This is a genomic window from Parabacteroides caeci (assembly GCF_023656795.1).
Lineage (GTDB): Bacteria > Bacteroidota > Bacteroidia > Bacteroidales > Tannerellaceae > Parabacteroides > Parabacteroides segnis.
Genome location: NZ_JAMOKT010000008.1, coordinates 1 through 23,066, shown reverse-complemented (window position 1 = coordinate 23,066; position 23,066 = coordinate 1). Strand labels below are relative to the sequence as shown.

At 39.5% G+C, this 23,066-nt stretch carries 20 protein-coding genes; 10 read left to right on the top strand and 10 right to left on the bottom strand.

The window, feature by feature from the left end; all coding sequences use genetic code 11:
• Positions 1-4: 4 nt before the first annotated feature.
• Together NBH15_RS05815 and NBH15_RS05810 are read right to left on the bottom strand one after the other, a co-directional pair.
• Positions 5-1,060, bottom strand: a complete 1,056-nt coding sequence (locus NBH15_RS05815) for a BF3164 family lipoprotein (RefSeq protein ID WP_250822181.1) — start codon at positions 1,058-1,060, stop codon at positions 5-7.
• 3 nt (positions 1,061-1,063) lie between these two features.
• Positions 1,064-1,285 (bottom strand): NVEALA domain-containing protein, encoded by a 222-nt coding sequence (locus NBH15_RS05810; RefSeq protein ID WP_250822180.1) that lies wholly within the window; start codon positions 1,283-1,285, stop codon positions 1,064-1,066.
• A gap of 172 nt (positions 1,286-1,457) precedes the next feature.
• Between NBH15_RS05810 and NBH15_RS05805 the strand changes: the two genes are divergently transcribed.
• A complete protein-coding gene (locus tag NBH15_RS05805; RefSeq protein WP_250822179.1) occupies positions 1,458-2,603 on the top strand; it encodes a helix-turn-helix domain-containing protein in 1,146 nt (381 codons plus the stop codon).
• A gap of 1,207 nt (positions 2,604-3,810) precedes the next feature.
• Here NBH15_RS05805 and NBH15_RS05800 read toward each other — a convergent pair.
• The gene (locus NBH15_RS05800; protein ID WP_233567576.1) at positions 3,811-4,833 is read right to left on the bottom strand and encodes a BF3164 family lipoprotein; all 1,023 of its coding nucleotides are present in this window, start codon (positions 4,831-4,833) and stop codon (positions 3,811-3,813) included.
• Positions 4,834-4,861: 28 nt separating this feature from the next.
• On the opposite strand from NBH15_RS05800, the gene NBH15_RS05795 reads away from it, so the two are divergent.
• Positions 4,862-5,245 carry a winged helix-turn-helix transcriptional regulator gene (locus tag NBH15_RS05795; protein WP_250822178.1) on the top strand — a complete coding sequence of 128 codons (384 nt, stop codon included), beginning with the start codon at positions 4,862-4,864 and terminating at the stop codon, positions 5,243-5,245.
• 580 nt (positions 5,246-5,825) lie between these two features.
• Here NBH15_RS05795 and NBH15_RS05790 read toward each other — a convergent pair.
• From NBH15_RS05790 to NBH15_RS05780, 3 genes are all read right to left on the bottom strand, one after another.
• Entirely contained in the window at positions 5,826-7,055 is a 1,230-nt protein-coding gene (locus NBH15_RS05790) for an ATP-binding protein (protein ID WP_128135631.1), read from the bottom strand.
• A gap of 126 nt (positions 7,056-7,181) precedes the next feature.
• Positions 7,182-8,213: a 6-bladed beta-propeller gene (locus tag NBH15_RS05785; RefSeq protein WP_250822177.1), complete on the bottom strand. Its 1,032-nt coding sequence runs from the start codon at positions 8,211-8,213 to the stop codon at positions 7,182-7,184.
• A 90-nt stretch (positions 8,214-8,303) separates the two neighbouring features.
• Complete coding sequence (locus NBH15_RS05780) at positions 8,304-8,948, bottom strand: 6-bladed beta-propeller (RefSeq protein WP_128135633.1); 645 nt, start codon at positions 8,946-8,948, stop codon at positions 8,304-8,306.
• A 561-nt stretch (positions 8,949-9,509) separates the two neighbouring features.
• Here NBH15_RS05780 and NBH15_RS05775 point away from each other — a divergent pair.
• The gene (locus NBH15_RS05775; protein WP_250822176.1) at positions 9,510-10,349 is read left to right on the top strand and encodes an Rpn family recombination-promoting nuclease/putative transposase; all 840 of its coding nucleotides are present in this window, start codon (positions 9,510-9,512) and stop codon (positions 10,347-10,349) included.
• A gap of 82 nt (positions 10,350-10,431) precedes the next feature.
• Here the strand turns inward: NBH15_RS05775 and NBH15_RS05770 are convergent, their stop codons facing one another.
• The gene (locus NBH15_RS05770) at positions 10,432-10,782 is read right to left on the bottom strand and encodes a DUF4377 domain-containing protein (RefSeq protein ID WP_250822175.1); all 351 of its coding nucleotides are present in this window, start codon (positions 10,780-10,782) and stop codon (positions 10,432-10,434) included.
• A 153-nt stretch (positions 10,783-10,935) separates the two neighbouring features.
• Here NBH15_RS05770 and NBH15_RS05765 point away from each other — a divergent pair, with 153 nt between their 5' ends.
• Positions 10,936-11,838 carry an EamA family transporter gene (locus tag NBH15_RS05765; protein WP_284706457.1) on the top strand — a complete coding sequence of 301 codons (903 nt, stop codon included), beginning with the start codon at positions 10,936-10,938 and terminating at the stop codon, positions 11,836-11,838.
• Here NBH15_RS05765 and NBH15_RS05760 read toward each other — a convergent pair.
• Together NBH15_RS05760 and NBH15_RS05755 are read right to left on the bottom strand one after the other, a co-directional pair.
• Complete coding sequence (locus NBH15_RS05760) at positions 11,832-13,523, bottom strand: right-handed parallel beta-helix repeat-containing protein (protein WP_250822174.1); 1,692 nt, start codon at positions 13,521-13,523, stop codon at positions 11,832-11,834. The genes NBH15_RS05765 and NBH15_RS05760 overlap by 7 nt on opposite strands.
• Positions 13,524-13,618: 95 nt before the next feature.
• Positions 13,619-14,716: a DUF4934 domain-containing protein gene (locus NBH15_RS05755; protein ID WP_250822173.1), complete on the bottom strand. Its 1,098-nt coding sequence runs from the start codon at positions 14,714-14,716 to the stop codon at positions 13,619-13,621.
• Between the two features lie 107 nt (positions 14,717-14,823).
• Between NBH15_RS05755 and NBH15_RS05750 the strand changes: the two genes are divergently transcribed.
• Entirely contained in the window at positions 14,824-15,702 is an 879-nt protein-coding gene (locus NBH15_RS05750; RefSeq protein ID WP_128135088.1) for an ion transporter, read from the top strand.
• A gap of 38 nt (positions 15,703-15,740) precedes the next feature.
• Positions 15,741-15,983 (top strand): hypothetical protein, encoded by a 243-nt coding sequence (locus tag NBH15_RS05745; RefSeq protein ID WP_250822172.1) that lies wholly within the window; start codon positions 15,741-15,743, stop codon positions 15,981-15,983.
• Here NBH15_RS05745 and NBH15_RS29210 read toward each other — a convergent pair.
• The gene (locus NBH15_RS29210) at positions 15,972-16,100 is read right to left on the bottom strand and encodes a hypothetical protein (RefSeq protein ID WP_255419985.1); all 129 of its coding nucleotides are present in this window, start codon (positions 16,098-16,100) and stop codon (positions 15,972-15,974) included. The genes NBH15_RS05745 and NBH15_RS29210 overlap by 12 nt on opposite strands.
• A 165-nt stretch (positions 16,101-16,265) precedes the next feature.
• Here NBH15_RS29210 and NBH15_RS05740 point away from each other — a divergent pair, with 165 nt between their 5' ends.
• From NBH15_RS05740 to NBH15_RS05725, 4 genes are all read left to right on the top strand, one after another.
• The gene (locus NBH15_RS05740) at positions 16,266-16,826 is read left to right on the top strand and encodes an RNA polymerase sigma-70 factor (protein WP_244050317.1); all 561 of its coding nucleotides are present in this window, start codon (positions 16,266-16,268) and stop codon (positions 16,824-16,826) included.
• 66 nt (positions 16,827-16,892) lie between these two features.
• Positions 16,893-17,885, top strand: coding sequence for a FecR family protein (locus NBH15_RS05735; protein ID WP_128135085.1), 993 nt, complete (start codon positions 16,893-16,895; stop codon positions 17,883-17,885).
• Positions 17,886-18,041: 156 nt separating this feature from the next.
• Positions 18,042-21,386 (top strand): TonB-dependent receptor, encoded by a 3,345-nt coding sequence (locus NBH15_RS05730; RefSeq protein ID WP_250822171.1) that lies wholly within the window; start codon positions 18,042-18,044, stop codon positions 21,384-21,386.
• 12 nt (positions 21,387-21,398) lie between these two features.
• Positions 21,399-22,940, top strand: a complete 1,542-nt coding sequence (locus NBH15_RS05725) for a RagB/SusD family nutrient uptake outer membrane protein (protein ID WP_122328087.1) — start codon at positions 21,399-21,401, stop codon at positions 22,938-22,940.
• Positions 22,941-23,066 lie beyond the last annotated feature (126 nt).

The window sequence follows — 23,066 nt, the reverse complement described above, 5'->3', positions numbered from 1 at the left end:
TCCTTTAAATTTTAAATTCTATAATCGGATCATCGCTTTTCACTTCGGTAGCGACGATTGTATTTGTTTCTTCGTTTACATCAATGCCATATATCGCGTGGTCAAGCGTGTATTTCTGTACCGGATTCCCTTGCAGGTCGAATACATAGATAAATCTTCCTCCGTCTTCCAGACGTTCTCCCCGCTGATAGGCGGCTAATTTGTCTTTGAATTTAATTCCTTGAAATACCGCATAAATGTATTTGTTTGTTACTTTTATATCATTGAAACCCATGATTCCGTTAGGAATGCCTGAACCGTCTTTTCCTGTTTTAAACTCCGGTTCTCCTGCCGGACCGTACAAAACTTTATGAGTATCGTCCTTTAGGTTATAGATTTCGATAGCTTCTCCCAACTGTGTAGCCATCGCTAATATGCCAGTGTCGGGATTATAATCTATGAAACTTCGCCATGCTTGCGCTAATGCCGGTCGGACAGTCTTTTCGTTGGCTGTTTCGCTGGGAATTTCGCCACTGCTTTTTATCGGTTTACCGTTGTTGTCGACTTCCCAGATGCGGTGCTCTCCCATATAGTCTGGGATCAAAAAGCCCGATTCCATCGTGCGAAAGTCCAGTGAACGGACCAGTTTCTTGTCTAATTTAATCTCCTCTACCCGTTCCGCGGAACCGGTAGAAGGAGATATTTTCCAACGTGTAATTTGCATCTTGTTGGGATCGAGTGCCCACAAAGAATCTAAGGAGTTGAATTGAAAGTTTGCAACTGATAACATCTCCTCCGGTGCTTCTCCACGTCTGCCGAATGAGACAACGTGTTTCCACCCCGGATAAGTAAAGGCATGTAAATAATGGTCCATATTATGTAGATCCATTACAACGGCAATACTATCTCTGACCGTTACCCGGAATGGGTAACGGAAGAGGATAGTATCCAGGTTAATTACCTGTGCACTGAGCGCCTTGGTTTTGGCAAAGTCAGAGTATCTGGGGAAGTGCGAATCCGGAGAACTCGTGCAGGCGACCAGGCAGCTAATACCTATTAATGTATAAAGGAGATGCTTCATTGTTTATTCAAGACTTAATCCTGAAATTCTCATTTCGACCCAATCTCCGTCACAGTCTACAGAGCCATCGCCATAGCAATTGACTCCATCTCCATGTTCACCGTAGGCCAATGCTTCCACATTCTCTAATAATAGAGACGGTAAATCGTTTTTGGGGGTAGACCCAAAATAACAACCAGCGATCAGGCAAGTTACAAATCCTACTAATTTTAGTTTTTTCTTCATATCTGTATTATGTTTGTTGGTGCAAAAATAGAGAGTCTTTTTCGGATGAACTCCTATAATTCTCTTATAAATTTCTTATAAATCTCCTATATGAGACCTGTAAAGGCGTTTTTTTCTTCGTTTTGCCTCTTTTTGAGTGTTTCTTTACTATTTTTGTATTTTAAAATAAGAAATGGAAATGAAGAATGGTTCATCATATGGGTTAATTGGGATTTTAGTGGTTTTGCTAATCTTTATAAGTGGAGGATATTGGTATTCTTGTAGTTTGCGAACCCAAGTGACTGAAATCTGGAAGCAAACTTTATGGGAAGATCGTACGAACAGGATGAGAGAAGCCAAAGTAAAGAAGAAACAGATATTTGTTCCATCAGTTTCACCCAATATTGAAATAGTAACTGAAGATCAGACTGTGCATTTAAAAAGAGATAGCATTAAACCTTATACTGCTGATGAAGGAAATTTTCTGGCTGATCAGCAGTATTTGTCACTCAAGAACCCTGTAAAACTGGAAAACTTGGATAGTCTTTTCCGGTTAAAGTTGAAAGAGAATGGATTGGATTATAAAACGGCAGTATCACTTTATAATAATAGTACAGATAAAAAGACATTTTACGGCCAAGAGGATGTGAAAGTCTTACATGATTACTTGAAGTTGACATACAAAGTAGATATTCAGGATATTATTCTTTTGGAAGGATATGTTAAGGGTGGTTGGATAGAAAGCATAGTGTGGGGGATATCTTATTATGTTGTGTTATCCATAGTCCTTATGATTTTGGGAATATTGATAGTAAAAAGAAAACAGAACAATAAGTCTTCAAAATCTCCAGATCAATTTGTTTCTGAAAATGAACAGCCCCAGAAAACAGAGCAGGCTTTACCTGATGAACCTGTTGAGCAAAAGGTAGAGCAGCTAACAGAACCTGAGACAGAGCCTGTGGCAGAATCGTTGGAGGAATCATTGGAGTTGCCTTTGCAACCAACTGATAATGTTGTTCGGTATGACGAAAGACTATGTTCTTTGTTTTACAGCGATCAGACGATACAACTTACTCCTAAGGTATTTGAGTTGTTTTATTTCCTGTCGCAGGGAAAAGACTATTTTCAATCGTATGAATTTCTCTATAAGGCTCTTGGAGATAAATATGTAGGAGTAGATAAAAAAACAGTGGAACAGTTAGTGCTCCGCTTGCGGAGAGATTTGAACCTGACTATACCCGTTTTGAGTATTGAAACTATACGGGCTAAAGGGTACCAAATCAAGGGAAAAGACGAGATGGAAATATGCATAGAACGGATAGAGAATAAAGAAGTGTAGTATTTGGCACTTCTTTATATGATATTATTGAGATCTAAATAACCAAATTGAATATCATCATTAAAAGCGAAAATAAGTCGATTATTGTCGTCGTCATGTTTCAGCAAATACTGGTGTTTGCTCTATCTTATCTTCTAAATCTGTTTCATTGAGATCGCGGTGTGTCAATTGTCAAAAAGGAGCTTGTTGTGCTGTTTTTGCATTAAAAGGATTTATAATAAGCGGATAAACTTACGGGTGTATTTTTAACAGTGGCCGTTTTAGCAAGTTTTCTTACACATTATTTAACATAATGCTTTTCTATACTCGTTTTTTCGGTCAAATCGAATTTCGTTTAAACAAAAATTCATCTCGTTTTAAACGAATATTTTTTCAGTTTAACTGAGATTGGAGTTCGGTTTAGTAAAGAAAAATGTTAAAAAACTTTAATTTTAAATGGTTTGCGTGTTTTTGGGCTCCGAATAGTATGTTTTCTGGCATGTTTTTTCTACAGAAAGCGTCTGATAATGAGATGAAATGATCTTTCATAAATTGCTTATAAATCAGTATTAGAGAATAAAAGGTTGTAATAACTCCTATATTACTTTCGGAATTAATCATTTGTTCTCCTTTTATTGGCAATAGGATATAAACGAACCTTCGGAGAATGGCTTGGAAAGTCCCTTGCACGTCCTCAGGTTCATATATTCAAACTATGAAGTACTTAAAATGTCATTTTGATAAAAAGGAGAACAGGGATAACGAAGTGATTACCTTGAAGCTGTTTGTAATTAATCTGGGTGAATGAGATCTACAATTAAATTATCGGAATCGTTTTTATCATGAATGTTGTCAACAAAAAGTATGATACCGTTATTGATTATATTCCATCCCGTGTAAGGGTTAAATCTGTTCGAGGCTAATTTACTTTCATATACTTTTTTGAAAGACTTGTCAAATAGCATCAGATACAAATCACGTTCATATGCTATTGTTTCTAAATTTTTATGGGTGTCGAAGGTTGTACCGGCAAAATGTAAACGTGCATACATTTGATATTCCGGAATATACATTACATCGAAGAAATGCGGATTTTCAATGCCATGTATCTGTCATTTTGAATAATCTGTCGTTGAAGGACATTTGTTGGCTTTGTTGGAGGTGTATTGGCTGCTTGCATCGATAGTTATTCGTTCTCCTGTAAGTGTATTGAGGGTATAAAGATCTTTTAATTAGTAGGGTATGAGACAATATCGAATAAATCTTCACCTTCAGAATTCATGTGATTTCGTATAAGATATATCTTGTTTGAATGTTCGTCTACATAAAACTGTCCGGATATATCATCTGTAAAATCGTAAGAATTGATAAACTTACCGTTCCAGTCGATTTGAATTATCTTCTGTTTGCCATCGGGGTATTCCGGTTTGTATTCAACCCTTAGCAGGTAACAATACTTTGTTGTTGAATATGCACGGATGATGCCTGCATATCCTTCCCGTAGATCCAGCATTTTGGCCTCTGCATTTATGCTGGGAACACAATTTTCTGAGAAACAGAAGGTCTTTATACGACTCCCTTCCAGATCATACACATGAAACAGGTCAAAGAAGTACATTCCGGCGATAACTCTGTTTTGTTTTTCATTCAGGGCCAGAACAGGGGCGTATGTGTAGTTATAGTCTGATAACGGAGCATTTAATTCCGGAAAGTAATCAGCCTCAGCGGTTGTTCCTTTATTTCTGTTGTAGACGAAAAACATTTTCTTTTCTTTGGGATTTACTTTCCTTCCTACTATAAAGTTCTCCGATAGGTTCAGTTCGCTACTGCCGAAGAGTGATTCGGGATATTGGGTATAGTCCTGCAATTTTAGACTGTCGATATCTGTGTTTATTTTAATAATCCGCTGTAAGTTTACATCTTCGATCAATACGTTAGGATTGTCTGTAGATAAAATGAAGCTGGGAGAGACAAGATCATCCGGGCCGTTTCCAACAGGTCCCAAAGAGGCAATGACTTCTTTGGTATTTGTATTAATGACTGTCAGGCACGTGTCTGACTTAACCAGTATGACAAACATCAGAGAGTCGATGAGCCTGATACTGATCGGATATTTATCATCAAAAGTATAAATAACTTCAGCCGAGTCTAAAGGTGTAGACGCTGATAAGTCGATATAGGAAAATTGTTTTTGAGACTGATTGCAAGATAGCAATATAAAAACAATGAAGAAGTAGATTATATTTTTCATGGAGACTGTTTGAATTTGTACAAAGATATTGAATTTATTATTAAAGTTTGGGAATACTGTTGTCCGTAATTCATTTATTGCTAATTTTTGTGCAAAAACAATGCCTTATCGTGGTTTAGGTTCAGGGATTATACGTGCATTAAAAGAGGAACCAAATTTAATGTTTATCAATGATTTTGATGGTGTACAATTCATATCTGTTATTGAACGGCCATATAATGAGGGAATAAATGAAATAGAAACTCTTATTCTTACTTTCTTAGAAAAGAATCCTGGAATTAAAGTGAAAGATATATCCAAATATATCAATAAAGGTATTGCAACGACGGAACGTTATATCAAATCTTTGAAAGAAAAGGGATTGGTGGTGTATGTGGGAGCCCGTAAAACAGGGGGGTACTATAAAAAATAAGATGTTTAATATTAATAATGGATTGCATTCCATCTTATGTAAGGAATGAAAAACCGGAAGCAGCTTATCATTCACTGAAAAGTTACGATAGTTTTACCAAAAACTGCCTAAACAACCATTCGTTTAATATATATCAAACGAAAGGAACTCAATTGTCAAACGAAAAGAGCATATATGTGTTTTATTCGTTCAATATATATCAAACGCAAATTTGAATGGAAACTTTTTTAGAAAAGAGTCCTGAGTTCATAATAAAAGATATATATGTATCAGTAAAAGTTATTCCGCGATAATAGCTTTTATAACCCGCTTTTCCATAATCAAGCACTGTATATAGTGCAAATATTGCTAAAGTTTGCTTTATATACAAAGCAAACTAGTTGTTTTTGTTAGATTTTATTCTACTTTTATTAACTCTATCTTCTGAAAACAAAGGGTATTATCATCATAATTAGGATTTTTGAAATGACTGCAACTTATGTATAATCCATCTTCTCTAATAAAATATATAGTATATCATCATACAGAAAAGAATAGATAAAACTTTCTCCATATAAGATATTTTGTACAGCTCTATGCCTCAGATTTCCATTTTTAGAAAATCGCGTACATGTAACTGTTTGATACCTTTGTCGTTTGTACCGGCATTGAATTCATCCATGCTGATAACATATTTAGGGTAATGGTCTGGAATATTCATTAAATTACCGAATTCTCTTTCCCTCGTTTTTTCGTCAAGAATTAGATAAGCAACTTGTATGTATATGCGGCTTCCGTTTTTTATTCCAACAAAATCAATTTCATAATTGCCTTGCTGACCTACTTTTACGTCATAACCGGAGCATAGTAGATGTAAATACACTGCATTTTCCAATAGTTTCTGAATGTCTTTATTCAAATCGCAACCTCTGATTACATTCCGCAGTCCTAAGTCTTCAAAATAATATTTGTCTCCGATCTCAAAAATTTTTAGTCCATTGATATCCAGCCGGGATACTTTGTGTATAAAAAAAGCGTTGAGTAATGGATTCAGATAGTTCAGAACCGTTTGGGTTGACACGGTCGTTCGTTGGGATTTGAGGTATTTGGATATATTGGAAGCTGAAAATAGATTCCCTATATTATCGGCCAAGTATTCAACGAGGTCGTTCAAAAATGAAACGTTCCGAATGTTTTCACGGGCGACGACATCTTTCAGCAAGATGGTCGAATATACATTCCGTAAATATTCAAAAGCGTATGCTTCCTCTGTTCCTATTACTCTCAGATAGGGCATACCTCCGATTGTCAGGAATTTATAAAGACTTTGATTGTTGTCATCCAAATTGAAAAAACGAAGAAATTCTTCATATCCGAGGCTGTGGATAGGGAATTCAATGTATCTTCCGGCTAAATGTGTAGCTAGTTCTCCGGACAACATGGAGGCATTGCTTCCCGTACAGGTGATATCGCAAACACCTTCTGCCAGAAGACTTCTTAAAGCATATTCAAAGCGTTGTATTTCCTGTACTTCATCAATAAATAGAAAATTTTTTTTACCTTCCTGCAAGTTTGAATGTGCGTACTGGTATAAGTCATCATCTGTTTGAATGAACTCATGAGGCTTCAGTTCCCGGTTTATATAAATGATATGCGAATCCGGAAAAGTATTTTCTATATAATCCATTAGCTGATACATAATATAGCTTTTCCCTACCCGGCGTTGTCCTACCAGGATTTTTATAATATCTTTCCCTAAAAAGGGCTTTATACGTTCTGTATAAACAGGGCGTTTTATATATTCCCGTTTGAAGTGAGTTTTATCAATCATAATGGATGCTTTTTGCAAATATACTAATTTTGTCAATTATAATTGATAAAATGGCTTTGAATTTGTGTTTTGTCAATTATAATTGATGAATTTGGAGAGGGCAGGTAACTGGTATAGGGATTTTGATTATTCAATAATCCCATCCAAATCCAGATAACCGAATTGTATCTCATCATCCATGCACAGAATGATCCGGTTATTTTCCCGGTCATAGCAGAAACTGGATATTTTATATTCAGTTTCCAGTGTTTGGATATAGTTGCCGTTGAGGTCGAAGACGAGTAGCTTGGTTGGGTAATAGGCATCCGTACGGTGGTCTCCTCCCGAATAACCTGCGATGATTTTGTTTCCACAGAAGACGGGTTGGCTGTAATGTGCTGTTTGCGTTGTTTCTTTTTCCCATTTAGGGCCGTATATATTGTATTTTAAATTTCCGTTCAAGTCACAAATAGTCATTAGGTCGTAACGGGAATAACATTCGACATATAATCCATATTCAGGGGAGACATCTGCTGTGATACGCTTCTTATTTATATCAGGGTGTTCGTATTTCATTGGCTGGATTTCTCCTGTCTGCATGTTCCATTTGGCAACAAGTGATTTGAAATCATTAGTGCCTATAGGCTCTATGATACGTCCGATACATAATGTGTCGTTTATATATCGGTACGTATCAGGAAATAACCCGATTTTTATATCGGCTTTTATATTCGGGATATAGAATGGATTTGCCAGAACGCTGTCCAGGTTATAACTGAATATCTTTTGTTTGCCATGATCCGAGACATAAAATGTACGCTGGGCTTCGTCGATACCTACATGTCCCGGCATGGTAATTTCACCAGGACCTTGTCCTTTATAAGCTGTGCTGGTGATATAATGGAAGTCATTCTTGTCAAATAGATGAATAAAGCGGTCGTATGAACTGTGATCGACTATAATTAGATATTTGTCGATAAGATAAGGTCGGGTAACCCGTCCAATCAGTACATCTTCGATCATTATCTCTTTTACCTTATCTTTTACAGTGATTGCATTATCCCGTCTCTTCTGGTATATTTCCGTATCTGCATTTGAGGTGCAACTCAAACATAGTACGATCAATAATGAGAGGGAGACCTTATAGGGAGAATTAAATAAACAAGCGGCTGTGTTCATAACTGTTCTATTATTTTTTTAGTTTATAGAGTACTAAAATAGGATTATTAAATTCGTCCATGTTTTTGTAATGTCCTATATTTAATTTGTTTATGTATTCAGGAGAGATTCGGGCGAGTTCGATTTGTAGCCAACTAGCTTCGATAGGCATGATGAGTTGTTCACCCCAGGAGGCATAGGCACCCCAAATTTACCGGATGTTCCTCCCCAGAAATAATACCCTCCTAACGGGGAGTGGCAAAAATCTTCTGCATTACAATAGACTGTGTCATTCAGTAGGTCAAAATTTTTTGTTTCTAAATATTCACCGGTAAGAGAGTAGGTCAATATTTTTTTGAAATCCAGCAGTTCTATGTTGTCTTTATTTATTATATAATCGTTTATTTCGAGGTATTCTCCGGGACCTTCTCCCTGACTTCCAATTTGGTATTTGAATTTACCGTTTTTTTCAAAGACTAATAACTGTTTTCTGTTATTGTTGATATAAATGAGCGAGTCTGCTATCTTAATAGTAAAAATATAGGAGATCAAACATTCTTCTCTGGTCTCCAGAGGGATAAATGTTATGTCGGAAAAAACAGAATCAAGATGAGAAATATTGCTTAAGTCTTCCGGAATGTTAATAATATACGTTTTATCGGACAGTGCATCTGCCTGATTAGCATTTTCTCCACAAGATAGGACAGTGCATAGGATTCCTAACAGAAAAATACTTTTGAGATATTGCTTTTTCATACAAGTCCCGATTTAGAATGTTTGATGTCGTAAATATAGATATAATTACGAAATATTCGTAGTTTTGACGGGGAATTCTGATTTTTTAAGAACTGTTTTGAATTTATGATATGGTTCAGAATTTATCAGATATGAATGTTGTGCGTTGGTAGGGGCGGTTTGTGAACCGCCTTTACGATGTTAATGTAAGCCTATAAGGCTTTAACAAACCAGCCCAGGGTTAGAACCCTGGGTTTATGAAAACCCGCTCCTGCTTTTCCGCCCTGTAGGGGCGGGACAAGATAAATATCAGCCCTTTCAATCTTGTCGCACCCCTACAGGGTGCCTCAGAAAGAGAAGGATTCAAGGGAACCCAGGGTTCGAACCTTGGGCTAATTTGTTACAGGCCTACAGCCTGAAGACACTGTCACTAATTGGTTCATCCTATAATTAGCAGATAGCTCAATTATTTCTATCATTTGAATCAAATAATCTTCTTCTGCGGTTGGATTAAATAAAATATTTCCTACATTTGCCCTGTTACCTATTATCGGGTAATAAAACAACTAAAACTATTGACTTATGGAAAAGTATGTGAACATCATGCTCGACAAGGGCTTCAAGACCGTTTTCGGTGAAAAGCAAGTAGCAATCGATTTTATTAATGCCACGCTCGAGGGCGAACGTCAGGTGAAAGACCTGACCTATCTCGATAAAGAAATCCAACCGGAAGTAATAGAACAGCGTACGGTGATCTTCGATCTCCTTTGTGAAGATGTGGATGGGAGCAAATTTGTACTTGAAATGCAGAATTGTCCCCAACATTATTTCTTTAACCGCGGATTTTATTACATTTGTCGAATGATCTCCCGTCAGGGAGAGAGCGGAGCTGACTGGAAGTATAGCTTGCTTCCGGTATATGGCATCTACCTGTTGAACTTTAGTCTGCCTGAATTTCAGAGTTGGCGCACCGATGTGGTGCTGGCCAATGAGGCGACAGGTAAAACTTTTGGTGAGGTCAAACTGAAACAGATTTATCTGTCGTTCGATCTGTTCAATCTAAGAGAAGAGGAATGCAAAACGCCTCTTGAAAATATGGTTTATATATTGAAGAATATGAATTTATTTGATATGTCTCCGTTTAAGGAGAAAAACGATGCTTTCAAACGCCTGCTCGACGTAGCAAACCTGAATGCAATGACTTCTCACGAACGGGCAGTTTACGATGAGAACCTGAAGATTTATCGCGACTGGCGCAATACACTGGAATATGCGGTGGAAGAGGCTGAAATGAAAGGTTTGAAAAAAGGAAAAGCAGAAGAACAACGCCAGATTGCTGCAAATTTTAAAAAGCAGGGGGTTAATGTCGAAACAATCGCTCAATGTACCGGTCTGTCTGTCGAAGAAATAGATGAATTGTAGTTTATTTATGAGATATTGAATCAACAAAGTGTTCCGAATCCTCGGAACATTTTGTTGATTTCTTGTTTTAGTTATTATACAGTTAATTCCATACCCGTTGTTCCGGTAATCCGGTCGAGTTCTTTTTGGTTTTGGATATTATTTTGGTTAGGATGTATTTTATGCTGGATCCGTCGATGGGGGGATTGTCTATATTTTCAGTTTTGACTTCGATAACGTATTCGTAACCTTCTTCGTATTCGAAACCTTCGATCGGAGAGTACATAAATTCCCAGTTTTTGCTATCTCCGGTTTTTACCAGGTAACAGTTTATGGGACCTTCCCCTATTCCGATACGGGTTTCTGAGGCGATTGTCAGCAGTTCTGTCTGATCGTCTGTACAGGCTGTTAATGCTAAAAAGAGTGTGAGCGCTAAAAATAGAATTTTGTTCATACGTTGAATTTGTTTGTTGATCGTTAAAGATGCTTCATTACTATTATAATGAAACCGGATAGCAAAAAGTTGCATGAGGATAAAAAAGATTTTTTTCAGTTATTAATCCCTGCAAATTATCTATTTTTGCACCCCGGTAATAGTATTGGAAAAATGAAGGCAAAAGGAACCGTTTTCGGGATTGTTTCAGCTGTGAGCTATGGTATCAATCCGTTGTGCGCATTACTTCTTTATGAAGTGGGGGTGAATGTCGATTCAGTGTTGTTCTATCGCTATGTGCTTGCGGCGGTGATCCTGGGGCTGATGATGATGGCGAAAGGAATCTCTTTCCGGGTGAATAAGACGGAACTGGCTTCGCTGGCCGTTCTAGGTGTTTTGTTTGCCATCTCTTCTCTTTCCCTGTTTTCCAGTTTTCATTATATGGATGCAGGTATTGCCTCCACAATCCTGTTTGTCTATCCGGTGATGGTGGCGGTGATCATGGCGGTGTTTTTCAAGGAGAAGGTTTCTTTATTGGTTGTTTTTTCCATTTTGCTGGCTTTTACCGGTATCGCGTTGCTCTGTCAGGGAGACGGAGGGCATGCGTTGAGTATGATCGGCATCCTGCTGGTTATGCTTTCCTCGTTGACCTATGCCGTTTATATAGTGACGGTTAACCGGTCCGTACTGAAAACGATGTCGCCGATAAAGCTGACTTTCTATGTCTTGCTGTTCTGTGCATTGACGATTATTGTACATTCAGACTTCGGCTCGGGACTGCAAATGCTGACGACTCCCTATATGTGGGGAATCGCAATCGCTCTGGCTATCATTCCGACGGTAATCTCCCTGGTGACGATGGCTCTGTCCGTTCATTATATAGGTTCTACCCCGACAGCTATATTAGGCGCTTTGGAGCCGGTGACAGCTGTTACGATCGGGGTTACCGTATTCGGGGAGCACTTGACTCCCCGGTTGATTGTCGGTATGTTTCTGGTGATTGTTGCGGTCACCCTGATTGTTGTCGGTAAATCGGTTCAGCAGTTGGTACTTCGCCGGGTCTTTCACCGTTATTGAACGATATTTCCTTCCATGAAAACATTTTCGCAATCCTGTGTCTTTATCAGATTCGATATTTCGGCAGGAGTAGGGGACAGGAACAGGTTGTCCGTGATTTTTAATCCGTCGACTGATTTGGCGAAGATAGCGTTTGTGCCTGTCAATTGGAAACGGTTGTTCGTTATGGCGATGTTACGGTGAACATAGCCTTCGTTGCGGTCGTTTTCCGGAGAAATGAGGATGACCGGTCCGCCGCATTCCATGAAATTGTTGTTGCGGATGGTTACATCGCGTACCATACCTGATTCGAACCAACTGCGGGCATCGTCGGCTATCAGGATACCACTCATTTGCATACGAAAGAAGGTGTTGTTCTCTATCAATACCTTGCGACGGGTCGAAACAAGGATTCCGCGTGTCGGTATGCGGGCAAAATAGTTATTGCGAATGAGGACTTCCGGTGTATAGGTTACGTTTTCAACGACCAGTTCTTTTTTATCCCGGATCGTTTGGGGGATATTTCTGTCGAGGGTTATAAGTATTTCCCGTTCATTTTTCATTTCCGCCTTTTTTACCTTTGCCGGTGCAAGGCTCATCAGCGAATGGGCATCGATAAATTCGATCTGGTTGCCGGGAAGGAACGATTGGAAGCCATATGTCTGCGGGTGCATGTATTTTACTGATACCTGGTTGGGGGCCGGGTAGCCGGTGACAGCCAGATGGGTTCCGTGTATATTGATTGGATCGTCGTGTGCTCCGAGGAAACGGGAGTTTTCGATCGTGATCTTACCTTTGCAGCCTGACATCTGTACGAAATCGGCAAAACCGGCACAGGTACGTCCGCTTCCGGCTTCCGGTTCGAATGTCAGATTCCGGTAAGTGATATTTTCTGTCATTTGCCCGACAATGCCGAAGTTACCCAGGAATGCCAGATGTACCCCTTCCAAAGTGACGTTTTTACTATATTGGATAAGTCCGCAAGCCTGGTCACGGATACCGTCACGCATCTGGAATACCGTACCTTGTTTGGCCTGTGGCGGGGTGTCATATACGAAACGGAGCAGGTTGGTGTCCAGCTCTATTGCCTTGCGAAGGCCGGAAAGCGGCGACCAGCTGCGCCAGGTTATATCTTTTTCTTTGTCATAGCTTTGAGCGATACCTCCGGATAGTTCCCAGTTGTCACCGACAAAAGCAAAATGCCCGTCTTTGATGGTGTAGCGTGATTGCGGGTGGATGCGTACGGTCATAAAATTTTCGCCCACTTCCGTAACGGTCAGTTCCGGGACGGTGGGGTCGGAAGCTGTAACGGTAAAGTCCCGTAGAGTGATATTTTCGCACTGGTCGATTACGAAGCTGCTCATTTCGCCATGGGTGACGAAACGGGCTCCCTGGCCGTCTATTGTCACGTTTTTCAGGTCTTTCAACCACAAACCGATATGTTTTGTCTGATCGGGGTTTTCTTTTTCGGAGGCCGTATTGGAGATATGGTAAAGGATCTGTGACGAACTTTCGCGATGGAGGTTATAATCTGCATTTTGCAGTTTGATGACAACCGCTTTCCCGTTATAACTCCGGGCCTGTTCGATTGCAGCCTGGATTTTCTTTGTCATATCTCCGTTTTCCGGGGCAATCCGGATTACATGTTGTGCATTTGCTATGAATCCCGAAAAGAGACATAGTGCAATAAGGATCGTTTTTTTCATGGTGTAATTAAGAATTTAGAAATAATAAATTGGCGCAAAAGTAAGAAATAATGCGTCAATATTGTCGGATTACTACTGGTTTTACGGATAGAAGATTATTTGAAATAGTATTTTACCAGACAGAGATTATCGTCTTCCTGTAAATTTTTTACTTTACTGAACTCTTCCGGCGAAAGAATATTATGCAATGTCCCGATCTCCTCCGGTGAAACGATGCTGATCATATATTCATCGGTGAAAAGACTTGTTTTCTTGACCTTTGCGCCTCCTTCCAGCGTGTCGAAAACAAAGGATTTTCCATCTTTTTTGCGGTAGAAAACATTGCGCCATTTATCTATGTTCCAGGTGTTCAGGACTGTGTAATAATAGTCTTTGTTTTGAAACTGCCGGAAGAAAAAGTAGGGAACTTCGTGTGAATCTACCAATTGAGGAAATACATTGGGATCTTCTTTTATCCTTTCCTTAAAGGGCTCAAGATTGATATTGCCGGAACCGAAGTCCCATTTATATGCTAATTCTACGGCCTCTTTCGTGAACCGGTATACCTCATTGGAATATTGAGTGGAAAAGTAATTTTCATTGTTATATTTGTAAAAAACATCGATGCACATGTTGGTCATAAAATTGTCATCTGTCGTTTTCCAGAAACCGCCGGCTATTTCCTCTGTGTTTGTATCATAGAATGTGATTAAGTTTTCTGTCGGATCGCCCGCTGTTGTCAGAGTCCAGTAAGCAATCAGCCCTTTGTCGATTTCTATCATATCCGTCTGTCCTCCGCCTCCTGGCAGCAGGTGCCTTTTTATGAATTGCCCGTCTGTTGTATAAGTGTGTATGGCTCCCATCGGACTTAACATATGAATAAGGTTCTCTTCCGAATTGACAATGACTTCATAGATCATATTATATTCACCCGGACCGTTACCGGTCTTGTCTATTTTAGATAGAAATTTGCCTTGTTTATCAAAACAGAAAAGTATGCCCATCTCCCTGTCATCATCGAGAATATAATATTTGTTACCAGCTTCGATCACTCGTCCGATCGTTTTGAGCAGGCATTGTTCGTTTGTTTCCAAAGGGATCACTTCTATCTTTTTGAACAGGGTGGAGGCTACCAGATCTTTGGGAGAGAGTTCTACCTGCAAAATTTTCTGTTCCGTTTTGCTGTTTTGTTTGTTACAAGAGAGTAGTAACATACAGAGAAGTGATATGAAAAAGTATTTATTCATGGCAGTACTTGATTTTATTCATTGGGCTAATGTAAGTAATATTTTTTATTTTTGTATTCAAACACGGGGTTATTATGGAAGAGAAGAAAACAGGTCTTTGGAAGGTTTTTAAAAATAAGATAAATACCTTTCTTCACAATAAAGAGTTGAAGGAGAAATTGTATGTGATCATTTTTGAATCGGATACGCCGAAAGGGAAATTATTCGATGTCTTTCTGATCGGTTTCATCATTATGAGTGTTCTGGTGGTCATCCTGGAGAGTGTGGTCACTTTTTCCGACCATTTCAGGTTGGCGCTTCAGATACTGGAGTATGTGTTCACTGCTTTTTTTACTTTCGAATATCTGGTGCGTATTTATTGTTCGCCGAAGCCGAAGAAATATATTTTCAGCTTTTTCGGTATTGTCGATTTGCTGGCAACCTTGCCGTTGTATCTGGGATTCCTTTTTACCAGTGCACGTTATTTACTTATTATCCGGACATTCCGCCTGATCCGTGTCTTTCGTGTGTTTAAGCTGTTTAACTTTCTGGAGGAGGGGAATTTACTGTTGGTGTCCCTGCGGTTGAGCAGCCGGAAGATTTTTGTTTTCTTCTTTTTTGTACTGATCCTGGTGACTTCGATCGGTACGATCATGTTTATGGTGGAAGGTACGCAACCCGATACTCAATTCAATAATATTCCCAACTGTATTTACTGGGCGATTGTAACCATGACGACCGTGGGATATGGAGATATAACCCCAGTGACTCCTGTCGGCCGTTTTATCTCGGCTTGTGTGATGCTGATCGGTTATACGATCATTGCTGTACCTACGGGTATCGTTTCTGCCACGATGATCAAGGAACACCGGAGGCGGAGCGAATTGAGATGCCCCCATTGTTTCCGCACTGGACACGAGGAAGAAGCTAAATACTGTAAATACTGTGGTGGAAAGTTAGATGAGTTTTCATGATTTTTCCTATATTTGCGCTTTAAGAAGGGGGAAGGAATATGAAAAAAGTATCTATGAAAACACTACTGGCTACTATTGTGGTCGCATTATTTATTACACTGTTTTTTGTTGGCGGAGCGTATTGCCTATATACTCAGGTGGCAGATCCGGCTTTGTTTATCGTCGCTTTAGGGATTGCCTGGGCGGTTTCGTTATGGCTGTTATTGTCTACTGTTTTCAGTAAAAGACGGAAAGTATCCGTTTCTTTTCATTTTCATGACAGGAGTCTGTTAGTCTTTTGATCCGCTGTTAATATCTTTCCAGGTATCTTTTACAACATACCATATTACACATACGATCATAACCAGCATGATCGCACTGCCGCCTACACTGATAATTGTTTTTATATATTGATCCATTTTTTCCGGTGTTAGATTTATAAATGCTGTTATTTGATTGGCTAAAGATAGGAATAAGAATATCAATAATTTGAGTTTTGTCGAAAGAATGATGCTGTGTCCGGTAAATTTACGTTTTATATCGTATGATATTATCTGTTCTTAAATAATATCTATATTTGCGATATGATAGAGGTCGATCGGGAATCTGAATATCTGGAAAAATTGGGGCAGGGGGATCATAAGTCCTTCGATGCCTTGTTTATGTTGTACCATCCGCGGGTAAAGAACTTTCTCAAAGGTTTCATTAAGGATGAGGAAGAGGCGTGCGATATGGCGCAGGATATTTTCTTCAAGGTTTGGACAAATCGGGAAAGCATTTCTAAGGTCAGTTCCCTGAAAGCCTATTTATTTCGTATGGCTCGTAATATGGTCTACGATTATTATGAACACAGTCTTGTAAAAGAATCTTACGAACAGAAACTACAATCTTCATCCTCTGCTTATACCGACCTGATAGAAGAGGATATCTATGCAAAAGAATTATCGATACTGATCGATATTGCTATCGAACAAATGCCGGAGCAACGCCGGCGTATTTTTAAGATGAGCCGGAAAGAAGGGTTATCGAATGAAGAAATTTCACAGAAGTTGCAAATTAATAAACGGACTGTTGAAAACCATGTAAGTCAGGCGTTGGCTGATCTTCGCGAAGTCGTGCGCGGCACTTTTTTATTACTTTTTTGAAAAAAATCCCTTTTTGACCGTGTGTGCTTGCTCTTTGTCTCGTCTTCAATATAAACAGGGGATAAAATGGCGAATAAAACGATACATACATTAATCACTAAATTCTTCGGAAATGATCTTCCGGATGCAATCCAGATGTCTTTCCGGAAGTGGTTTGTCAGTGGAACCCATCAGCAGGAAAAGGAAGAGGCTATGCGGGAACTTTGGGAACAGGTTCCGGCAGAAGCAGACGGTCGGACTGTACAGGAACTGGACAGGTTACACCATCGTATGGAAGCAGTTGCCCGTCCGGTAGCCAGGCGATCTATGTATCAGCAGGCTCTTCGAGTTGCCGCCATATTACTGTTACCTCTGATCGGTGCTGCCAGTGCCTGGTTTGTGATGCAGGGCGAGCCGAAGGTTATAGAGCCGGAATGGACGGAATGTTTTGTGCCGAACGGCGAGAGAAAGCAAATTACTTTATCGGATGGTTCTGTGGTATGGCTGAATTCTGGATCGCTACTGGTATATGCCGCAAAGTTTGAAGGTAACAAACGTGCTATTTACCTGAATGGGGAAGCGAGTTTTAATGTCGCTAAAGATCCGGAAAAACCTTTCATTGTAAAGACAAGCCATATGGATGTGGAGGCGCTGGGGACGGTATTTAATGTAGAGGCTTATTCGGATTCGGAGTTGACCGTAGCAACGTTGGAGGAAGGGAAGGTCCGTGTAAGTACCGACCTGACAGCGGATAAGCCGATCATTCTCCACCCGGATGAGCAGGTCGTATATAACAGTTTATTGCGGACCGTTTCCAAAGAAGTTGTCGATGCCGGCAAAGTCATGCAGTGGAAACACGGATATCTCACCTTCCAGGGGGCTTCGTTCGATTATATCGTGAAGACGATAGAAAGGCGTTTCGATGTGACGATCAATTATGAGACCGGCAAGTTTGCAGGACGTAGTTTCACAATGAAATTCCGGCCGGATGAAGGCTTGAACCAGGTACTGGATATTCTGAAAGAAATGGTGAACGGATTAAATTACAGGATTAAAGATAATGTGATATACATAAACTAAAAAACGGAGGATACATTATGAAAAAAAGAACCCGGGAAGACGACGCCAATCAGAACTCCCCGGATTTGAAATCGTGGTGAACACCAATTAATAAATCGCCTGAAACAGGTGGTAAATAATATAGTATTCAACTTTAAAATCTAATTTTACAAAGGTATGGAAATAAACCTGAAAACACAATGGAATAAACTGAATAGTTTGTTCCGGGTAGCAATAATACTTTTTCTTTTCCTTTTTTCGCAATTTACGGTTATATGGTCTCAGACCATAACGTTTTCCGAAAATAGTCTGACAATCAAAAAAGCGTTTGCCGAGATCGAGAAACAGACAGACATGTCGGTTGACTATGATGAATCGGTTTTGAATATTCATAAGAAGATAGAGCTTGGAACTGGTAATAAAAATCTGGATGAAACATTAAATCAGATTTTACAGGGAACAAATTGCTCCTATGTAATTAAAAATAATCATATTGTTATTTCTGCCGAGAATAAAAAGCAGGAAAAGGAGAGTCTGGTGGTAACCGGGACAATCACAGATGAACATGGCGAACCGATTATCGGTGCGAATGTGATGGAAAGAGGAACAACAAATGGTTGTATCTCCGACATCGACGGCAATTATTCATTAAGCGTAAAAGGAAATTCGGTCCTTTTATTTTCCTATATCGGATATATATCCAAAGAAATAGCCGTGAATAACCAAAAGATGATAAATGTGAGATTGATGGAAGACACACAAAAACTGGAGGAAGTGGTTGTCGTAGGTTATGGTGTTCAGAAAAAGGTAAATCTTACCGGTGCTGTTTCTGTTGTGAAAGGGGAAGAGATGACTAAACGTCCTGTTACCAATGCAACTTCCATGTTACAGGGGCAAGTTCCGGGTTTGCGTGTCGTAAACGGTTCCGGACAGTCGGGTAATAATAAAGTGAGTTTGCGGGTTCGCGGACAAGGCACGTATTCCGATGCTGGCTCCGATCCTCTGGTGCTGATCAACGGTGTTCCGGGAGATCTGTCAAATCTCGATCCGAATGCGATAGAAAGCATATCGGTATTGAAAGATGCCGCTTCTGCTGCTGTATATGGTGCGCGTGCGGCTAATGGTGTAGTATTGGTGACAACGAAAACGGGTATAAATAAAAAGACATCGATCAGTTATTCCGGAAACTTTGCTATTTATTCTCCGACACGTATGCTGAATGTCGTTACCAATTCCGTGGATTATATGAATTTATGGAATGAGGCTAAAGCGAATTCCGGTATTTCTTCGGGTTTGTATCCTCAGGACATTATTGACCAGTATAAAAATGCTAAACCGGGTGATCCGGAATATCCTAATTATGATTGGTTGGGAGAACATATCCACAGCACGTTCTCACATAATCACAATGTTGCTGTTTCCGGCGGATCGGATAAGATGTCATACAATGTATCTATGTATTATGCCGATGAAAACGGAACAATGGACGGACACGGATATAAGAAGTATAATTTTACGGCAGATCTGCAGAGCCAGATAACCAAATGGATGAAATTCGGTTCGTATGTGGGATTTATGAGAGGGGACAGAAAACGTCCTTATGAGGGAGGCACAGATGGCAGCTTTACTTCTATTTTTGCACAGGCACCTACTTATGCACCTCAACGTTCCGACGGTTCTTGGGTGTACAAGGCTTATCCGTGGGAAAGTAATAACAAGAATGTGATTGCTTTGGTCGGTAATGATGCATTACGTAAAAATACGAGTTATGATGTGAATGCACAGGCCTGGTTGACAATAGATATTGTTAAAGGGTTGTCCTGGCATACAAAGGGAGCGGTTCGCATGATCGCAGAAAGAGAGAAAGAATGGCGTCCGTTGGTAAAACTTTATAATTATCATTCCGGTGAATATATGAATGAACTGGATGTGGGTGCAAAAGGTCTGAATTCGAATGATTATCATACATTCTATACTTATCTGTATTCTTATTTGAAGTATGATGTGTCAACAAAGGACCAGAATCATAATTTCGGTTTGCAATTGGGTTATTCCCAAGAAACAAATGATTATGATTGGCTGAAGGGATATAGAAAAGATTTTCCGTTCCCGTTGACAGAGATTGATGCCGGTTCGAAAGAATTACAGGAGGCAGAAGGAAATCTAGAGCAATGGTCGTTAATGGGTATTTTCGGACGTTTCAATTATAACTATAAAGAGCGTTATTTGTTTGAGGCTAACTTTCGTTATGATGGTTCTTCCCGCATTAATCCTGACGACAGATGGGGTATATTCCCTTCTTTCTCTGCCGGTTGGAGAATGACAGAAGAACAGTTTATGCAGGATTTGCATTGGTCATGGTTGAATAGTTTGAAGATCAGGGCTTCCTGGGGACAGTTGGGTAATCAGAATATTGGTATATACCCTTATCAGGCAGTCATGGAAAATGAGGGAAACTATACATTTGATAATTCTTCTTTGTCGACCGGTTATGCACAAACCAAGTATGCAAACCGGAATATAACATGGGAGACAACTACCGTTACTGATATAGGTTTGGAGGCAACAGTATTCAATGGTCTTAATGTTACGCTTGACTGGTATAAAAAGAAAACAAAAAATATTCTCCGGGATGCCCAGGTTACAGGGGCTTTAGGATTGGATGCACCTGTTATAAATAACGGTGAGATGGAGAATAAAGGCTTTGAAATTAATGCGCAGTATGTAAATAATATTAAAGGCGGTCTTTTCAAGGGGTTAAATTATAATGTAGGTTTCTATTTTGATCGTAACAGAAACAAGGTGACAAAGTTTGGTACTGATGAAATATCCGGACATTATCTGCGTCAGGAAGGTTTGCCTTACAATTCTTATTATATGCTGGATTGTATTGGTATTTTTAGGGATGAGGATGATGTGAAAAATTCACCCAAACAGTTTAATGATAATACATTGCCGGGCGACCTGAAATATCGTGATGCCAATAATGACGGTGTGATAGATAATGATGACCGTGTAGTGATTGACGGACGATTCCCTAAATTTGAGTATGCATTTAATTTGTCTGCCAGTTGGAAGGGATTTGACGTTTCTCTTCTGCTGCAAGGTGTTGAAGGAAAGAAACATTATGTTACGGATTGGGGATTACAGCCATTCCGTCAGGGTAGTGCTCCGACAATTGATTATGTAAAATATCGCTGGACAGAGGATAATCCGGATAACGCAAAGTATCCGAGAATGTATTTTGATGATTTCGGCGGTAGCAAGAATACAAGAAAGAATTCTTACTTTTTGAAAGATGCTTCTTATTTGCGTCTCAAGAATCTGACAATAGGCTATACTATTCCTGTAGAGTTGACAAGGAAAATGTTGGTTGAAAGGATACGTATATTCTTCTCCGGTGATAATCTGGCGACAATTACCAATTATCCGGAATTGGATCCGGAAAGAGAAGAAGACGGTCGTTTTGTCGCTTATCCGCAAAATAAGATTTGTTCATTTGGTATTAACGTCCAATTTTAATTCGATATGGTTATGAAGAAAGCTAAATATTATTTGCTGCTGGCATTGGTTGTTATCATGAGCGGATGTGATGATTTTCTGGAAAAGAATCCGCCGTCCAAACCTTCGGAGAATACATTCTGGAAACAAAAAAGCGATTTGGATATGGCTCTGACCGCCTGTTACGGGACAATGACGAAATTTAGCCATGGTTATTTTTCATTCGGTACTCCTCAATGGGATAGTTTTGTTGATAATTGTCATAGTGTGGGAGAAGGAATCACTTTTGATGTATTCCAAGGGAATATAGACCCGTCAACTGTAGGTATAATTCAAGATGTATATAAAGGTTCGTATGTCGGGATTACCCGTATGAATTTATTTCTTTATCAATTGGACCGGTACGAAAATACCGACTTATCGGAAACAGAGAGAGATTTTTATAAAGGACAGGTACTTTTCCTCAGAGCATTTTATTATTCATTCTTGTATAGATGTTATGGAGATGTTCCTTTGATCCTTGAACCCCTCGATCTTGAAACACAATATCAGCCGAAAGTTGAAGCTGCAAAAATCTTAGAACAGATTTATTCGGATCTGGATGATGCCATTGGGCTGCTGCCGGACAATACCTATTTGGAATTACCCGGAAGAGTGACAAAAGGTGCGGCTCTTGCTTTAAAGGTCAGAATTATGTTATATGACGCATATAATGACAACGGAAAAGCTGATATTGAAAAAATGGGGAATATACTGACTGTAGCTGAGCAAATAAAAGGCTATTCGTTAAGTAATGATTTTGAAAGTATTTTTCAGGGTGCAGGGCAGGAAACGAATACGGAGATCATTTTCTCGACGAAATATCTGGCTCCCAATAATTGGCATACGAGTGATCTATGGTTTGGCGCATGGTTACGTTGTGCTCCTTTGACGAACCTGGTGAGTGAATTTGAGTTTAAGGACGGTACTTCTTTTTCTACGGAAAATCCGTTATATAATCCGGAAAACCCGATCGAAAACCGAGATCCCCGTTTGGATATGTCTACTTTTTATCAGCAATTGGTTATGGGAGATGTCGAACAGCCTGTTACGGGCGTTTTGCCGACCGGTTACGGACTGAAGAAATTTGTAACCCGCGACAAGACGCAGTATCCGATCGGGTATAATACGCGTAGTGATCAGGACTGGGTACATTTCAGATATGCCGAAATATTGCTGGCTATAGCGGAAGCAGAGAATGAAGTGAATGGCCCGACTCAGAAAGCATATGATGCGATTAACAGTATCCGTGCCCGTAAAGGTGTTGATATGCCGCCGTTACCGACAGGTTTGAATCAGACACAGATGCGCGAAAAGATACGTCATGAAAGGCGGATAGAATTAGCATTCGAAGGGCATCGCTATTTTGATCTGAAACGATGGCGTATTATTGGAGAAATTATGAATAACTTTGACGAGCCGACATTGCCATTGTATAAATCTGTATTTGAAGATCGTTTTTATTTGTGGCCGATACCGCAAAGTGAGATTGACAAGAACAATGGCGTTTTGGTTCAGAACCCGAATTACAAATAAAACAGTTCCTATGTTTAAAATCGGAAAAGACGGATAGCACGAGATAGCACTACAAAAGCTATACCATTTTAGTTAACTTTGTATTGTATCAAATTCATTATTAACTAATAACGATATAGCTTATGA